The sequence below is a fragment of the Brevibacillus sp. HB1.3 genome (assembly GCF_013186635.1).
Taxonomy (GTDB): Bacteria; Bacillota; Bacilli; order Brevibacillales; family Brevibacillaceae; genus Brevibacillus; species Brevibacillus brevis_D.
Map to the genome: position 1 here is coordinate 97,119 of NZ_JABMIT010000003.1, position 15,536 is coordinate 112,654.

Annotated in this window: 16 protein-coding genes; 11 read left to right on the forward strand and 5 right to left on the reverse strand. The window is 45.5% G+C overall.

All coding sequences use genetic code 11. The features are described 5' to 3' along the window. Positions 1-62 precede the first annotated feature (62 nt). From hutG to HPY31_RS08025, 3 genes are all read left to right on the forward strand, one after another. Entirely contained in the window at positions 63-1,028 is a 966-nt protein-coding gene (hutG, locus tag HPY31_RS08015; RefSeq protein ID WP_172139974.1) for a formimidoylglutamase, read from the forward strand. 12 nt (positions 1,029-1,040) lie between these two features. After that, positions 1,041-2,228 (forward strand): sodium/glutamate symporter, encoded by a 1,188-nt coding sequence (gltS, locus tag HPY31_RS08020; RefSeq protein WP_087348204.1) that lies wholly within the window; start codon positions 1,041-1,043, stop codon positions 2,226-2,228. Between the two features lie 457 nt (positions 2,229-2,685). Next, positions 2,686-4,260 (forward strand): FAD-dependent oxidoreductase, encoded by a 1,575-nt coding sequence (locus HPY31_RS08025; protein WP_172139976.1) that lies wholly within the window; start codon positions 2,686-2,688, stop codon positions 4,258-4,260. Between the two features lie 21 nt (positions 4,261-4,281). Here the strand turns inward: HPY31_RS08025 and HPY31_RS08030 are convergent, their stop codons facing one another. Next, positions 4,282-4,875, reverse strand: a complete 594-nt coding sequence (locus tag HPY31_RS08030) for an AAA family ATPase (RefSeq protein WP_172139978.1) — start codon at positions 4,873-4,875, stop codon at positions 4,282-4,284. A 294-nt stretch (positions 4,876-5,169) separates the two neighbouring features. On the opposite strand from HPY31_RS08030, the gene HPY31_RS28620 reads away from it, so the two are divergent. From HPY31_RS28620 to HPY31_RS08045, 3 genes are all read left to right on the forward strand, one after another. Beyond that, complete coding sequence (locus HPY31_RS28620; RefSeq protein WP_216675542.1) at positions 5,170-5,604, forward strand: DUF4198 domain-containing protein; 435 nt, start codon at positions 5,170-5,172, stop codon at positions 5,602-5,604. A 344-nt stretch (positions 5,605-5,948) separates the two neighbouring features. Next, complete coding sequence (locus HPY31_RS08040; RefSeq protein ID WP_172139982.1) at positions 5,949-6,536, forward strand: DUF3238 domain-containing protein; 588 nt, start codon at positions 5,949-5,951, stop codon at positions 6,534-6,536. Positions 6,537-6,587: 51 nt separating this feature from the next. Further along, positions 6,588-7,157: a GNAT family N-acetyltransferase gene (locus HPY31_RS08045; protein WP_172139984.1), complete on the forward strand. Its 570-nt coding sequence runs from the start codon at positions 6,588-6,590 to the stop codon at positions 7,155-7,157. Positions 7,158-7,219: 62 nt separating this feature from the next. Here HPY31_RS08045 and HPY31_RS08050 read toward each other — a convergent pair whose 3' ends face one another. Beyond that, the gene (locus HPY31_RS08050; protein WP_172139986.1) at positions 7,220-8,680 is read right to left on the reverse strand and encodes a flavin monoamine oxidase family protein; all 1,461 of its coding nucleotides are present in this window, start codon (positions 8,678-8,680) and stop codon (positions 7,220-7,222) included. Positions 8,681-8,835: 155 nt separating this feature from the next. Between HPY31_RS08050 and HPY31_RS08055 the strand changes: the two genes are divergently transcribed. The 4 genes from HPY31_RS08055 to HPY31_RS08070 all read left to right on the forward strand — a co-directional run bounded on the left by HPY31_RS08055 (position 8,836) and on the right by HPY31_RS08070 (position 12,674). Next, entirely contained in the window at positions 8,836-9,399 is a 564-nt protein-coding gene (locus HPY31_RS08055; protein ID WP_172139988.1) for a putative glycolipid-binding domain-containing protein, read from the forward strand. A gap of 22 nt (positions 9,400-9,421) precedes the next feature. Then, complete coding sequence (locus tag HPY31_RS08060; RefSeq protein ID WP_172139990.1) at positions 9,422-9,808, forward strand: hypothetical protein; 387 nt, start codon at positions 9,422-9,424, stop codon at positions 9,806-9,808. Between the two features lie 17 nt (positions 9,809-9,825). After that, entirely contained in the window at positions 9,826-10,296 is a 471-nt protein-coding gene (locus HPY31_RS08065) for a macro domain-containing protein (RefSeq protein ID WP_172139992.1), read from the forward strand. Positions 10,297-10,658: 362 nt separating this feature from the next. Beyond that, on the forward strand, positions 10,659-12,674 hold the full coding sequence (locus HPY31_RS08070; protein ID WP_172139994.1) for an endonuclease MutS2: 2,016 nt from the start codon (positions 10,659-10,661) through the stop codon (positions 12,672-12,674). 80 nt (positions 12,675-12,754) lie between these two features. Here the strand turns inward: HPY31_RS08070 and HPY31_RS08075 are convergent, their stop codons facing one another. The 3 genes from HPY31_RS08075 to HPY31_RS08085 all read right to left on the reverse strand — a co-directional run bounded on the left by HPY31_RS08075 (position 12,755) and on the right by HPY31_RS08085 (position 14,676). Next, a complete protein-coding gene (locus tag HPY31_RS08075) occupies positions 12,755-13,945 on the reverse strand; it encodes a multidrug effflux MFS transporter (RefSeq protein WP_172139996.1) in 1,191 nt (396 codons plus the stop codon). Between the two features lie 187 nt (positions 13,946-14,132). Further along, on the reverse strand, positions 14,133-14,354 hold the full coding sequence (locus HPY31_RS08080; protein WP_253901736.1) for a HesB/IscA family protein: 222 nt from the start codon (positions 14,352-14,354) through the stop codon (positions 14,133-14,135). 16 nt (positions 14,355-14,370) lie between these two features. Continuing rightward, positions 14,371-14,676 carry a hypothetical protein gene (locus HPY31_RS08085; RefSeq protein ID WP_253901737.1) on the reverse strand — a complete coding sequence of 102 codons (306 nt, stop codon included), beginning with the start codon at positions 14,674-14,676 and terminating at the stop codon, positions 14,371-14,373. A 212-nt stretch (positions 14,677-14,888) separates the two neighbouring features. Here HPY31_RS08085 and HPY31_RS08090 point away from each other — a divergent pair, with 212 nt between their 5' ends. Continuing rightward, a complete protein-coding gene (locus HPY31_RS08090; RefSeq protein ID WP_172139998.1) occupies positions 14,889-15,524 on the forward strand; it encodes a helix-turn-helix transcriptional regulator in 636 nt (211 codons plus the stop codon). Positions 15,525-15,536 lie beyond the last annotated feature (12 nt).

A 15,536-nucleotide genomic window follows, 5' to 3' on the forward strand; every position in this document is an offset into this window, starting at 1 on the left:
ATTATATATTAGAAATAATAAGTTTGTCATTATATAATCAATAAACAAAAGGTTCAGAAAGGGTGAATAGCTTGCCAATGAATGTATCAGCAGATTTGTGGACCGGCCGGACTGACCATACGGAGAGAAGAAGTAGTTTTCGCTACCATCAGATTGTAGAAATAACGGACTTGGATACATTGCAAGCTGCCAAGGATCGTACAGTCGCTATCATTGGGTTTGAATGCGAGGAAGGAGTAAGGCGCAATCAAGGACGATTGGGTGCAGCCAAAGCTCCAAACGCAATTCGGCAAGCGCTTGCAAGCCTTCCTTGGAAGGTGGAGGAAGGAAAACGGATTGTTGATGTGGGGAATGTTGCTTGTCCAAACGAAGAGCTAGAAGCTGCCCAGGAAGAGCTGGGGAATGCCGTCTCTGCGATCTTTTCCAAAGCCATGACACCCATTATTTTAGGCGGAGGCCATGAGACCTTGTATGGACATTACGTTGGTGTCCGGAAGCATATTGGAAAAGAGGCTTCTCTGGGCATTATCAATATTGACGCTCATTTCGATTTGCGTTCCTACGAAGTTCAGCCTTCATCGGGGACGATGTTTCGGCAAATACTAGAGCATGACAAAAATAGCAGCTATTATGTGCTGGGGATTCAGCGCTTCGGAAATACACAGGAGCTATTTGATAAAGCAGATGAGCTTGGTGTGCACTATGTGTATGAAGAAGAGATGACGGACGCACGAATGGATGAAATTTGTTTATCTGTAAGCGAATTCATCGAAAAGCACGATCATGTCATGCTGACGCTGTGTACAGATGTTCTAAACGCAGCTTTTGCACCGGGAGTAAGTGCTCCATCTCCTTTCGGCTTAACACCGATGGTTGTTCGTACTTTGATCCGTACCGTTGCCGCTCATAAGAAAACGCTTTCTTTTGATATTTGTGAAGTCAATCCGGTTTTAGATGAAAACGGAAGAACAGTAAAGTTAGGTGCTTACTTGACGAATGAAGCCATCATGGGATTACTAGAGAACTAAGGGGAGACAACTATGACGTTAGCACTTAATCAAGTAACGACGATTTTTCTCGCAGTCGCACTTCTCGTATTAGGTACATTTCTCGTAAAAAAGGCTAGCTTCTTGCAAAAGTTTTGTATCCCAGCACCAGTGGTTGGGGGCTTATTGTTCGCTATCATTGCAACGGCTTTGAAAGCGACCGGAATTTTACAAATTACATTGGATACTTCCTTGCAAAGCTTGTTCATGCTCACGTTTTTTACTACCGTTGGATTGGGAGCGAGCTTTAAGCTGATCAAGCTTGGTGGTAAGCTGCTGGTTATTTACTGGATCGCCTGTGGATTTCTGGCTTTGGCCCAAAACGTAATCGGTGTGTCTTTAGCTTCTGTGTTCGGTATTCATCCATTGATCGGGATGATGGCTGGGGCTGTCTCGATGGAAGGTGGACATGGAGCGGCTGGCGCTTTTGGACAAACGCTTGAGGATATGGGCATTCAATCTGCGTTGGCGATTGGGATCGCAGCAGCTACCTTTGGTCTTGTAGCAGGGGGCTTGGTTGGCGGACCGACTGTGAAATATTTAATTGCCAAGCATGATCTGAAGCCGACGGAAACGGAAGAAGTAGTAGAGACTGTAGAAGAAAAAGGACAACCGATTCACTCGAATACCTTCTTCATCCAAGTCCTGTTGATTACGTTCTGTATGGCATTGGGAACGTATTTGGGAGAGCTGTTCTCGACTGCAACCGGATTTGTTCTTCCTGGTTATGTGGGAGCGATGTTTGTAGCGGTAATTGTCCGTAATATCGTAGACAAGCTCAATCCAAAGGCAATCGACATGAAGAGCATCAACCTGATCAGTGACGTGACACTCGGAATCTTCCTGTCCATGGCACTGATGAGCATCAAGCTGTGGGAAGTTGCCGATCTAGCGCTTCCAATGCTGGTGATCGTATTTGTTCAAGTAGTTTTCATCGTTTTGTTTGGGATTTTCGTCCTGTTCCGTTTGCTTGGCAAAAACTACGACGCTGCAGTCATGGTCGCAGGCTTTACAGGGCATGGTCTGGGCGCTACTCCAAACGCAATGGCGAATATGGCGGCCGTAACGGGACGATTTGGTCCTTCGCGAAAAGCATACTTGGTGGTTCCGATCGTCGGTGCCTTTCTGATTGACGTGTTCGCAATGCCAATCATTATTACCACGATTAATTTGTTTAAATAAAAACAATTTAAAAATCCCTTCATGCTGGAGAAAGTCGAGCTGGAGGGATTTTTTGTGCTTACAATCACTTTGGCTTACACTCAACCGTCTAGATCTTTACAAATAATAGAGAAAAAAGGAAATGAATTCTTGACTGTTCGCATCGTGTTCGTATATATTTATATAAGAACGTACGTTCCTGTTTTATTTAACTTTGCAAAGGAAATCTCACCCAGCGATACAAGTTTCAGGGTGGAGATGTAGAATGCTGGCTTGGTAAGAGACAGCAGGAAGGGGATGAAAAGGGGCAGCAACTCCTAGGCAAATTTGAGGCACGAATGCAGAGTCAAAGTTTGCACAAGTGGAAGCCGATGAAAAAAATAATTTCGTTTTTTTGCGAAAATTGTAACCTTTTGTCAATTCTTGCGTATTAATTGTCAGAAACAACCAAAAAGTAAAAATTGTGGAGGGAAGTAGAATGAGAGAACTTCATGCTGATGTGGTAATTATTGGGGGAGGTACTGGTGGCTGCGCAGCAGCACTGGCAGCAGCGAAATCAGGAAAATCAGTCATTATGACGGAAGAAACAGATTGGATTGGCGGTCAATTTACGAGCCAAGCGGTACCGCCAGATGAGCATCCATGGATCGAACAGTTTGGTTGCACGCGCAGCTATCGCACATTCCGTGACAGCGTACGTGATTATTATCGCAACTACTATCCAATGACGGCAGAAGCCCGTGTCATCCCGAATCTTGATCCCGGTAACGGTTCGGTAAGTCGCCTTTGCCACGAACCAAAAGTAGCGCTAGCTGTTTTTTATCAGATGCTTGCTCCTTATATTAACAGTGGTAGACTTACTATTCTGACGAATCACAAGCTGCATTCCGTTCGCATGGATGGCGATAACGTACTGTCGATCACAGTAGAAGATCAGAAACATCATGATTTCCATGAACTGGTAGCACCTTATTTCTTGGACGCGACAGAATGTGGAGATGTACTCCCGCAAGCCGGCGTAGAATACGTACTTGGCGCTGAATCAGTGGATCAAACAGGGGAGCCAAATGCTGTTGTCGGGCCGCCGCAGCCAAATGATATTCAGGCATTTACGTATTGCTTTGCCATGGATTATTTGGAGGGAGAAGATCATACAATTGCCAAGCCGGAAACGTATGATTTCTGGAGAAACTACAAAGCAGATTTTTGGCCGGACAAGCTGCTCAGCTGGACAGGCTCCAACCCGCGAAATACTGTTGAATCTGTACGATATGAGCTGTTTCCGGGTACTAAGTATTTTCCGCTCTTCACGTATCGTCAGATTGCTGATCCGAAGAACTTCCAAACAGGATTGTACAAGAGTGGCGTAACGACCGTGAACTGGCCGCAAAATGATTACTGGCTCGGCTCGATCATTGATGTGTCAGAGGAAGAGCGTCAGCGTCATCTTTACGGCGGTAAACAGTTGAGTCTCTCCCTCCTGTATTGGATGCAAACTGAGGCACCTCGCCCAGATGGTGGACAAGGGTATCCAGGACTGCGACTTCGTAAGGATGTAATGGGAACAGAGGATGGACTGGCCATGTATCCTTATATTCGTGAATCCCGCCGGATCAAAGCGGAATTCACCGTGTTGGAGCAACATGTGAGTGCATTTGTCCGCAAAACAGGCAAAGCAGAAGCCTTCCATGATTCCGTTGGTGTCGGTAGCTACCGAATTGACCTGCATCCGAGCACAGCGAACCGCAATTACGTCGATGTATCTACCTATCCGTTCCAAATTCCGTTGGGCAGCCTAATCCCAGTGCGTGTAAATAACCTGCTGCCAGCGTGCAAAAATCTTGGTGTTACGCATATTACAAATGGATGCTTCCGTCTCCACCCAGTAGAGTGGAACGTCGGTGAGGTAGCTGGTTATTTGACAGCTTATTGCTTGCAAAATGGCCTGACTCCTCGCGCTGTCCGTAACACTCCCGATGAGCTGAAAAAGTTCCAAGCGTTCTTGTACGCGGAAGGCGTAGAGTACTTCTGGCCAACCATGTACGCAGTGTAAGAAGTGTAAGAAGTGTAGAAGTTAGACGATCTGGTTGCCTGAGTTCGGGATTTCACCGAACTCAGGTTTTTTCATGGAGAGTAAAATTTCCTCGACAGTTTCTTGAGGCGTTTGCTCGGAAGAATCGATCCACATGCCGAGCTTTGGTGTTTCGGTCTGCAAGATTTTATTGAGGTGAGAAATCGTCCAAGCACCATACCCTGTTTTGGGACGGGAAACTTCTCTCTCTTCAACCACTTTTTCATTTGGTGTGAGTACTACCACATACAACGGACGGTTTTGAATCATTTCAACAAATTCGTCTAAAAAGGGGCCAATCACAACATCCTGTACAACGACATTAAATCCTTCTGCAAAAAAAGTGTCTGCCGTAGAGGCTGTTATTTTGTAGCGCAACCGCAACTGACGAATGGCTTCTTCTGACGGTTCGGGCATATATTCCTCTCTGCCGTTTACAATCATTCGTCGGAACGAATCACCGCGCAGATGGACCCCTCGATTTAGCTTTTCAGCAAGTAACTGAGCTACTGTTGATTTTCCAGAAGCCATAATCCCGGTAACGAGAAAAATACATCTGTCTGGAGCGTGAACTTTGGCATTCTCTTTCATCATCATCCCACCTTACTTAAATGAGGGGAACTTTATCGTGATAGGTCCTATTTTTTTGCGCTTTAACCCTAATATGGACGAAAGGAAAGGCGTTGCAAATAGCGAATCAATAGATGACATTCTGATTAGGTTGGAAACAATGACAAGAGCTGTGGGACTAGGCGAAGCCAAGATGCATCTGCGCTAAGCGGAGAGGGCTAGCATTTCCTGCAAACCTCTCTCCATTCGCACAGACAAACCTCCCCCCATTTTCATATGGTAATGCTGTAATACCATAACTGTTAATGGAGGTGTTGAGGTATGAGTTCAATAAAGGGAACAAAACGAAAAAAAGCTACGATGACCATGATCGCCGTACCAACCATAATCGTAGCAAGGGAAACATCGAATCTCTCGGGACAAGTCAAGGTGAACGGTCGTCCTAAACCAGGGATCGTAGTCGTTTTTGCAACCGAAAATACTTTTGGTGTCGTAATCCCTGCCTTTACTATTACAGACGCCAAAGGGAATTTTACGGCAAAATTTAGATCGTTTATCAACCCTGATCAACCTGGATTCAGAGCAGTTACCGTCACCGCTGCACTCCCTTCTTTTCCTGGAATCTCCGCTTCAAGTGTAATTGCAATCCTTCGAGGGCCGGGGTCTAGGAATAAGGTAAACCGACGGAAGATAGTCCAACGGAATTCAGCAAAGGTAAGATCGGTTGGTAAAACGAAGCTCGTCTTACGAAAATGAAGCTCAATCCATCCAGTCATGTGGAGTGTTGCTCACTGTTAGGGAGTAAGAACAATTAATTCGTAGATGTTTCTGTGGATCCGGAAAGAAAATTAAAATTACCTGGTGATTTAGAAGAGCGGGACCTCTTGCACCATAAGGGGTTCCGGTCTAAAACTCTATACCATTTTGGGACTATCATCTCGCCATACAATATGACGAGGAGAAGAGGACAGCTATCATCTGTGAGTTACTCATGCGTGAACTAAACCAGGGTCATTGTAGAAAAGCGTTGTTCATGGCGTATTAGTTTTTGGTAAACATATTTGTCTTAGAAGAACAATCACACATGGAGGTGCTAAGGTATGGTGAACCTGATCAAAATCAGGGCAAGTGTATTTATCCCCTTATCATGGACGGAACCAAGGACTGATCCGCAAAGAGGAAGAATCATTCAATTCGAAGGAGATTCGCGTGAATTTACCCCGTATGCGGTAAACACCATGCGTTCCAGAGTGGAGCAAGAGGTTGTCGTAGACTTTATGAAAAAAGAAATTTTTACTTATCAGAATACGGGAATCACAACAGAGAAAATCACGAATCCTGATGGCTCGATTCAGCTACGAAAGGGAAAAGCGAGTACGGAGGGCATTTTGTGCAGGAATATGATATGGAAGACGGATGAAGAAGTGAGCTTTGAAATGAGCGCAAGTGCGAGTAATCCCCTGAATGAGCATGCGCCACCGGTTGACTACTTATTGTCGGTAACGGCGAAAAGGGATGGTCTTATCCTGATCGAAGGAGCACATGATGGCTTCCCTTGCTTTGAGTTTTATAAGCAAACGGATTTTGGGCCGTTTGAAACGATTTATACCCATGATTTCCGTAAAACAGGTGATACTCTGGCAGCCTTGGGTGGAGAAATGGAATATCATTTTCGTAAGATACTGTAGTAGGTAGGCACCAAAAATTTCTCATCATACGTTTTCGAGGAGGTTCTTAACGTGAGTAACCCGACGATGTTCGATCAATTCCCTATCATCGAAACAGACAGATTGATCCTTCGCCAACCTGATCAACAAGACATCGAAGATATTTTTGAAGTGTTGTCACATGAGGATGTGGCGAGATATGTAGGGATCGCGAGGTTTCAATCGATCGCAGATGCTGAAAATGAACTTCGATGGTATCGAGACTTATTTGAACAAAAACAGGGACTCAGGTGGGCGGTCACGGATCGTTCTACTGGAAAGTTTCTTGGCAGCTGCGGCTATAAACATTATCATGCGGTACATAACAAAGCAGAGATTGGGTATGATCTGAATTTTTCATGGTGGAATAAGGGGATCATGTCGGAAGCACTGCGGCCCATTATCGCGTACGGGTTTTCGAATATGCATCTAAACAGAATAGAAGCAGAAGCAGATACGCGAAATACGACATCCACCCATTTGCTCCAAAAATTTGGCTTTCAAGTAGAAGGAATCCATCGAGAAACGGAATTTGAAAATGGGATGTACATTGATCTTGTAAAGCTGGCGTTGCTTCGAAAAGAATATGAGTTGAATTCGTAAAAGAATCGTAGTCGATAAGCGGCGGGGGAATGTACGGAATCTTTCATCGTATTGACCCCCGCTCATTTTCTCCCCACTTCTACAGCCACGCGCACAGCAGACTCAATCGCCCCTTGAATCCAGCCATGATGTTCATTAGAGGTGTGCTCCCCCGCAAAATAAATTTTTCCTTCAGGCGCACCAATATAGGGAGTTAATTCCGTCTCCTGCAAAGGTTTGAAAAAGGCAAAGGCACCAGCAGCATAAGGCTGCAACGCCCAATTATGTGTGACCCCCGTAACGAAGGTTTTGTACACCTGCTCCCCATGAATGTCAGCCAAATGCTTTACTGCTTGCAGCACTTGTTCTTCTCTCGACATGCTGATCCATGGCAGAGCGTCATCCTCCCATGTATAACTGACCAATACGACACCTCCGGGCTGATCAAACCCGTGGCTGGGAAAGTAAGAGAGACGAATAGGTGAATCCGTTACGGTTTGTCCGCTCCTTATTCCCTGTGCTTCCCAGAAGCGCTGAGAAAACTGAACACCTATTTTGGAGGAGGAAACATAGTGGAGCTGACGAATAGCTTTCCATTTTTGATAGGAAAACAGGTCGTACGGTTCGACCTGAACATACTGCAAGACAGTAAATGGGATGGTAATAATCGTGATATCACCGGTCATCTGAAATCGTTCTTCTGTGTCGGTACGAACGCCAGAAATCGTTATTTGCTTTCCCGTCTGGACGATTCGCGTCATTTTATGCCGGAAGTATATATGGGCCTGTAATTGTGGAAGAAATGCCTGTGGTAGCTGGTCAAATCCCCCTGTTATTTCGTAAAAACGTGTAGAAGGATCGAACAGGATGAAGTCTCGTAAAATTTCGAGAAAAGCGAGCTCAGGGAAACCCTCGAAGCCAGTCATGACCTTGATCATATCGATAGCGGGGGCGGATAAGGAAGGGCCAACAGGATTGAAGCGCAAGAATTGATCCATGGAGAAACGATCGTATTTTTGGACGACGATGGGCCAGTTCGTCGCTGGATTGAGTTTGATGAAGTCGATGACAGACTTAACGGCCTGACCGGCTAACTCATTGAAAGTACGGCCTTTTTCATGCGGCGCTACAGGGAAGCGGAGGATGTCGGGATTGCGTTCATAAATCCAGCGTCTTGTTTTGATGCCGTTTATAGAGAGGATGTCGTTGGAAGAGCTGTTGACAAACGGATGAAGGGGAAGAGAGAATTTCCTCACGTATGCTAGGGTAAGTTCGTGCGTATGAGGAATACGCATGGCCCCAGCTTCTAGATAATGCCCATGGGTAAAAGGAGAGCGAAGTGTGAAAACTCTCCCGCCTATCCGGTCACCAGCTTCCAAAATCGTTACGTTGTGCCCTGCTGCTTTAAGCAACGAGGCAGAAACAAGACCAGCCATTCCAGCCCCAACGATGATGATATGGAGGGGGGAGTGGGTTTTGGGGAGACCGTTGCGAATAATGGACAGCATGTCAGGTTGTGTTAAGGAGAAGGAGGGATTACCCATTGATTGTCTCCTTTCCATTCTTTTCCGGTACTATGATCCTATTCCATGGATGACGCAGGTATGCGCTGTGTAAGCCGATCATACAGGGCTCTACCATTTTCATCCAAGAAATGATAGGATAGAGAAAAGGGGAACAAATGATCGGAGGGGTTCGCGTGTTACCAACGAATGTTATCTGGAAACCAACGACAGGTGTCGGATATGAGCACGTGAGAATACGGGAGGGTTCGAACAGAATCCACGTAAATAGCATGGTGATCGGGAAGCTGGATGACGCTACCCTTACCAGAATCCAATATGAAATGGTCCTGGATTCAAATTGGGCCACGCGAGAGGTTTCCCTGGCAATTGTGGGTGAAGAAGGAGCTTTGCATCTCTCATCGGATGGCAAGGGAAATTGGACAAACGAGGTGGGCGAGCCCATTCCTGAGCTTGTAGGCTGTATCGATATCGATATTTCTTGTACACCTTTCACAAATACACTGCCAATCCGGCGTTTGTCGTATTCTTTGGGGGAACCACAGTCTATCCAGGTAGTCTATTTCTCAGCCCATGAGCTGACGTATCGACAAGTTCAGCAACAATATACGCTGCTAGAAAGCAAAGACGACTCTTCTGTCTATCAATATCTGGCAGGAACATTCGTGGAAAACATCACGGTTGATACAAACGGGTTGGTTCTAAACTATCCAGACCTGTTTATACGTGAGCAGGTGTAGGAAGAAGGAGGGATGGTTCCGCATGGCTGAAAGGTTTATTGCGGGTATACTGGCCAGCTTTTTATTTACGTTTGGGGCTGCGCTTCTGTATTTTCAGGATCGATCCGCGGTTCTTTTCGTTGCGATGTTTACGTTCCCGACGGTGTTTCTGTTAGGGATTCCGCAATCTATCGTTATAGATTGGATCATGAAGCGATTACCAAGGAACAAGGGGAGTTTCCTTTTCCTACTAGAAGCAATGCTGTACATCGTGGCTGGAATCATCGCAACCATGATGCTTTTCTTCATCGTTATGCATACCTTTACGCTGCTTCCCAAGTTTTATGTCCTGGGCGTAGTAGCATCTTTGCTCTATTTTGTTTGCCTGCGCTTCTTAAGGCGTAAAAGGAAAGCCCTACATGTAGAGTAAGGAAAGGAGTAAGTGTCATGAATGAATGGGTACAAATCGTGTCAGGCAACATTTTGGAAGCTCCGGAAAATATCATCGTGCAACAGGTTAACTGCATGGGTGTGATGGGAGCAGGGCTTGCCAAACAAATAAGAGCCAAATATCCAAGTGTTTATACGGATTACAAGCGGCATTGCGAGCAGTATGCGGATGCACGTGGCGACCTCCTTGGGCAAGTGCTGCTTTGCCAGGTTGGGGAAGGGAAGTACATTGCTAACCTTTTCGCACAGCTGGGTTATGGGAAAAAAGGAGTCTACACGAAATATGACATGCTGCAAAAAGGGTTGGAAGAAGTTCTCTCCCTCGCGAAAAAAGAAAATCTGACTATCGCCATACCATACGGGATCGGCTGCGGATTAGCAGGCGGGGACTGGGATGTGGTGAGTAAGCAGCTTGACGAGATTTTTACTGGTTATGGTGTGAAGCTGTATAAATTCGAAGCGGATTGACGCCAGAGGATCACATGCGCTATAGTGAAAAGAACCATATCTAGGGAGAGATGTTGATGTCGGCGGTCGTTCTTAACTAAAGCAATTCCATACAAAAGGTCTTGATTCAACCTTTGAAATTTTGCCATGTAGCAAAGTTTCTTTGTGCTGGGTGATAATCGGCCTTGGAATTAGTTAAGAACAACGGATATCATACAATGCCTTAGGTGAAAATCCTATCATTGCGCCCAAAATCCGTGCTGTGTTCAGCGCGGTTTTTTATTTGGTTGCGTTTTGTTTAGGTATCCCAAAAAAAGGGCGGAGAATGACATTTGTTCATTCTTCGCCCTTTTTTATTTTCTATGAAAAAGGAGATATTAGCCATGAATGAAAAAGCATTACAGCGTCTCGAATACGACAAAATCAAAGAAAAGGTAATGGAATACGCCTTATCGTACGCAGGGAAAAAGCATGTAGAACAAATGATGCCAATGGACTCCGTCAAAGTAGTGCGTAGTAAGCTGGACGAAACAGCAGAAGCCAAGAACATCCTGCAAAACGGAGCTAGTGTACCAATTCCCGCGCTGGAAGGGATGGAGAAGATCCTTTCCCTCCTGGGGACGGGATATGTCTTTGGCGTAAACGATTTTACAAATCTGTACTTGTTCCTAACGAGCTGCTCACAACTAATGAAGTACATGGCGACAAAAGCACAATTGGCGCCACGGGTAAGCACCTATGCAGCATCGATGTACGATGCCACAAGATTGAGGAACGAAATCGAACAATGCATCCGTCATGGGCAAGTTGTCGACTCAGCCAGCAAAGACTTATTGAAGGTGCGTAAACGCATTGTCGTATTTGAAGAGCGCCTGAAAAGACAACTGGATTCGATCATGAACAAATATCGTTCGATTATGCAAGAAAATGTGATTAGTACACGCAATGGACGTTATGTCATCCCCATCAAAAAAGAACATCGCAAGCAAGTGGCTGGCAGTGTCTTAGATGAGTCGGCGAGCGGTCAAACCGTCTATATGGAACCGACGGAGATCAGCGCAGTACAGTTTGAGCTAACAGCACTCAAGGCAGAGGAAGAACGTGAAGTAACAAAAGTTCTGATGCAATTGTCCGCGTTCGCAGAAGAATACACCCATGAACTCACCGTGAATGTCGAGACTGTTGGAATGTATGACTTCCTTTTCGCAAAAGCGAAGTACGCATTGGCAATCGGAGGCGCGAATGTCGAACTAAACGAAAAAGGGATCCTCGATGTCAAGGAAGCACGGCATCCGCTACTCGGCCCAAAAATGGTGCCGCTGCATATGAAGATGGGTCGAGAGTACAAATCACTGATTATTACAGGTCCCAATACAGGCGGAAAAACATTGACGTTAAAAACGATCGGACTGTTAACCATGATGGTACAGTCGGGTTTGCTCGTACCCGTACAGGAAGGCAGTCACTTCTCCATTTTCCGCAACATCGCGGTAGATATTGGCGATGGGCAGAGCATCGAGCAAGCGTTAAGTACGTTTTCGGCGCATATTCATAACGTCCTGGAAATCTTGAAGATTACCGACGCCTCGACTCTCGTCTTGATTGATGAGATGGCAACGGGTACAGATCCAGGAGAAGGAGTCGCCTTGTCGATTGCGATTTTGGAGGAGCTGCACCGAAGAGGTGCGACGGTAATCGTGAATACACATTTTAACGAAATTAAAAATTTTGCCTCCGCAACTGCCGGGTTTCAAAATGCACGAATGGAATTTGACGAGGAGACCTTGCAGCCCCTATATCGCTTGCGAATCGGAGAAGCTGGCCAGAGCTATGCATTCCTGATCGCATTGAAGCTCGGTATCCCGTCTGAGATGATTCAGCGTTCTCGTGAAATTACTCGAAATGGGTTCCTGACGACGACTACCACTATGGAAAGGCTGGAACAATACGAAGACGTCGAGCAGGAAGCGGATGAGGCTCCAAGCTATGTGGAGACACGAGTAATAGAAAAGTCAGAAGAAGTGGAAGTAAAGGTGGAAGAAGAAAGACGAGAGGAGCTTCCACAGGAGATTTCAGAAGAAGCCGCAGTCACATCAGCCACGCCAAAGCGTGACAAACCATTTGCTATTGGTGATTGTGTATTCATCTCCTATCTGGGGAGAACTGGCATTGTGTTTAGTGCGGAGGATTCCAAAGGTATCGTTGGCGTCATGATTCAAAATCAGAAATATAAAATCAACAAAAAGCGCCTCGTCTTGCATATTGAGGGCAAAGAGCTGTATCCGACCGATTATGACATGGACATCGTTTTCGAGACAAAAGAGAACCGGAAGAAACGTAAAATGATGAGTCGCAAGCATGTCGAAGGATTAGCGATCGAGACGAAGCGGGAGGAGTGATGAGTACAGGAAAAAAGCCGATTTTCTCTAAGAGAGAATCGGCTTTTTTGATGTTGAAGTTGCTGAACAGAGCGAATAGGCTATTTGGCTGTATGGCTAATCGTTATTTGTTTACTTACAAGCACCATCATGCTCGCCAATAGCAAGAAGTAGATAGGCATGGTGACCAGCGAACCGTTATGAAAATAACTCATGCCACTCGTGATAAGACTGACGATGAGGTAGTAAATCAAACCAAAAATAGCGCCAGCAGTTCCGAGTACATCACCGTAGTGGACAAGAGCTAAACTCAGGCAGTTTGGAATCGCGATCCCAATCCCCAGCAAGAGGGTAAAGAGAGAGGCTACCATGATCACCAGCGAGACAAGGGACGGACTCACGCCATACAAAGTGAAGCTTGTGAGGCATACTGCTCCAAACGACGTTACCAGCGAGCCGATTAGAATTATGCTCTCAGCCGGGTATTTCGTTAGCAGCTTTTTCGAGAGCATTGCCCCGATCACAGAGGCCAAAGCTACGAAAATACCCAATAACCCAAACAGACCAGGCGTCATGCCGAAAAAACCAATGAAAATAAATGGCGCTTCGGCATAGTAACTGAACAACATGCCATTTGTCGCCCCGATTAAGAAGCCAAAAGCCCAAATCCTTTTGTCCGTAAAAAGGCGTTTGGCTACAGCTAGCGTGCTTATCTTTGAAGCTGTAGACGTTTTGGTCTCAGGCAACGATACAAAGGCGTAAGCAAAAATCGCTACGCTCATTGCGATCAGCGTGAAGAAGACAGCCTGATAGCCAAACGATTGATCCACCCAACCACCGATTAAAGGGCCAATTGCAGGCGTAAAAGCGAGAGCAGCGGAAATCTGAGCAAAAACAGCATGCCGCGTGGTGGTATCGGTACTCTCTCGTAAGATGGTTTGGGTTACCACTGATCCTGCACTCGCACCGAAAGCTTGGATGAACCGGCTCCATAACAACCAGTCAGCCGAATCGGAGAGGTAGCAACCCAAGCTGCCAAGTCCGTAAACGAAAATTCCCCAGAGCATGGCAGGGCGTCGACCGATAGAGTCAGAGAGGCTTCCCCAGCAAAAAACACCCAAGGCAAAACCGAGGAAGTAAATACTGAGTGTCAGTTGGATCATATTGTTACTTGCATGAAGGCTATTGGCGATATCAGGTAACGAAGGTGTGTAGATGGTTTCGCTAATTTGCGGAAAACCCACCAGGATAATCAACAGTAGTAAAGATGGTGTTGAGATTTTTCTATTCACTTGTCCATTCCCCCTATATTCCGAAAATCTCAAACAACGTAGGAGGGAGATTACGGAATAGGGGGTTTACATTTTATCAATCTGGAAAATGAAAGCATATTGTCACCTTACATAAGGAATAGGGGGAAATTTTTCAATAGAATAGCATTCATTGGGAAGCGGTGACAAGTCATTTTCGTCTGGTGGTTTACTCACACTTTTCTCTTTTTTCCACGCTGTAGGGCTGTGCGGAAGCTGAATTCATATCGATTGTGGTGTCGCCTTCTTGATACGTATCATCAAAACCAAGTCCGTAGGTCATCCCGGAACACCCTCCGTCCTTTACGCCAAAACGAATGAAGAGAGTAGAGCTTTCTTGTACGAGCATATGTTGAAGGCGAGTGACGGCAGCTTCGCTGATGTGAATCATTGTAAGTCCTCCTTTTTTATGCTTCCTGTTCACCTACGATCACAACCTCAGGTACAAGGTGAATGCCAGATTGGCTGTGAACCTTTTCCTGAATCTTCCTTATGAGTAAAAGGTTAGAGCCCTTTCCCATCACCATCCATGGAACATGATGTTCATTCAGGATTTGTAGGACCATGATCAGTTGGGATTTACTGCTAGGTGTAATCAGTAAATCCGCATGTCCGCCAATTTTCCTGGTAGTATATGCCGCCAAAGGCTCTTGATAAGTCACTTCGATCTGTCGTTCACGGAGAAGGGAGAATACAGGTTTCATTCGTTTCACCTATCCTTCTTGGAAAAAAACACCTTGCACTACAATCACAGTATAGGAATGATTTTATATATATTCAAATAAAATGTTTAATAAATTGCAGTTGCGTAGGCTCGGTGATGAACAAAGAACGTCACTTTATAAACATGTTTGTTGAATTAGTTATACAAAGGACATATACTGTGAGCGTATCGTTCTTTTCCAAATAAAGGGGCGAAGAGAAAATGGAGAGATATAGACACCTATCAACACGTGAATACATTCTTTTGCTGCTGAAAAGGGAAGGGGAGCTCAGCACAAAGGATTTGCAAAACAGGCTGGAGCTCACAAAGGTAGCTGTCAGCAGGCAAATGATCTACTTGGAAAAAGACGGTTTTGTTGTGTGCAGAGTAGGTCGTCAAAAAGCAGGCAGACCCATGCATCACTACTCGTTGACACAGCAAGGAAACGAACAATTTCCAAATGATTACGGGCAATTGGCCGTGGATTTGATGGAGCATATCGTGCTGGCAGACGGGGAAGACCGCGTGGATCAATTTTTTGCAAGACAGCAAGAGAAGATTATCCAGAAATACGAGGGACAAATGGAAGGGAAAACGCTATCTGAAAAGGTGGCAGAGATGGCACGCATCCAAGATGACAACGGATTTATGGCGAGATGGGAACAGGTCAGTGATGAGGAATATGTAATTACGCAGTACAACTGTCCCTATTTTAAAGTAGCAGATCGGTATCAGATGATTTGTGCAAGAGAGCTTGCTTGTTACCAAGAGTTACTTCATACGAGCGTAGAAAGGACGGAATGCGTGGCAATCGGCGGAAAGAGATGTGTCTATCAGATCCGTGCTACGCAATCGTAGCTGCAGCATCAT

Excerpts from the sequence above, each read along its gene's own strand:
- HPY31_RS08090 (WP_172139998.1), top strand. The coding sequence starts at position 14,889 with ATGGAGAGATATAGACACCTATCAACACGTGAATACATTCTTTTGCTG.
- HPY31_RS08040 (WP_172139982.1), top strand. The coding sequence starts at position 5,949 with ATGGTGAACCTGATCAAAATCAGGGCAAGTGTATTTATCCCCTTATCA.
- HPY31_RS28620 (WP_216675542.1), top strand. The coding sequence starts at position 5,170 with ATGAGTTCAATAAAGGGAACAAAACGAAAAAAAGCTACGATGACCATG.
- gltS (WP_087348204.1), top strand. The coding sequence starts at position 1,041 with ATGACGTTAGCACTTAATCAAGTAACGACGATTTTTCTCGCAGTCGCA.
- HPY31_RS08025 (WP_172139976.1), top strand. The coding sequence starts at position 2,686 with ATGAGAGAACTTCATGCTGATGTGGTAATTATTGGGGGAGGTACTGGT.
- HPY31_RS08070 (WP_172139994.1), top strand. The coding sequence starts at position 10,659 with ATGAATGAAAAAGCATTACAGCGTCTCGAATACGACAAAATCAAAGAA.
- HPY31_RS08065 (WP_172139992.1), top strand. The coding sequence starts at position 9,826 with ATGAATGAATGGGTACAAATCGTGTCAGGCAACATTTTGGAAGCTCCG.
- HPY31_RS08030 (WP_172139978.1), bottom strand. The coding sequence starts at position 4,875 with ATGATGATGAAAGAGAATGCCAAAGTTCACGCTCCAGACAGATGTATT.
- HPY31_RS08050 (WP_172139986.1), bottom strand. The coding sequence starts at position 8,680 with ATGGGTAATCCCTCCTTCTCCTTAACACAACCTGACATGCTGTCCATT.
- HPY31_RS08060 (WP_172139990.1), top strand. The coding sequence starts at position 9,422 with ATGGCTGAAAGGTTTATTGCGGGTATACTGGCCAGCTTTTTATTTACG.
- HPY31_RS08080 (WP_253901736.1), bottom strand. The coding sequence starts at position 14,354 with ATGATTCACATCAGCGAAGCTGCCGTCACTCGCCTTCAACATATGCTC.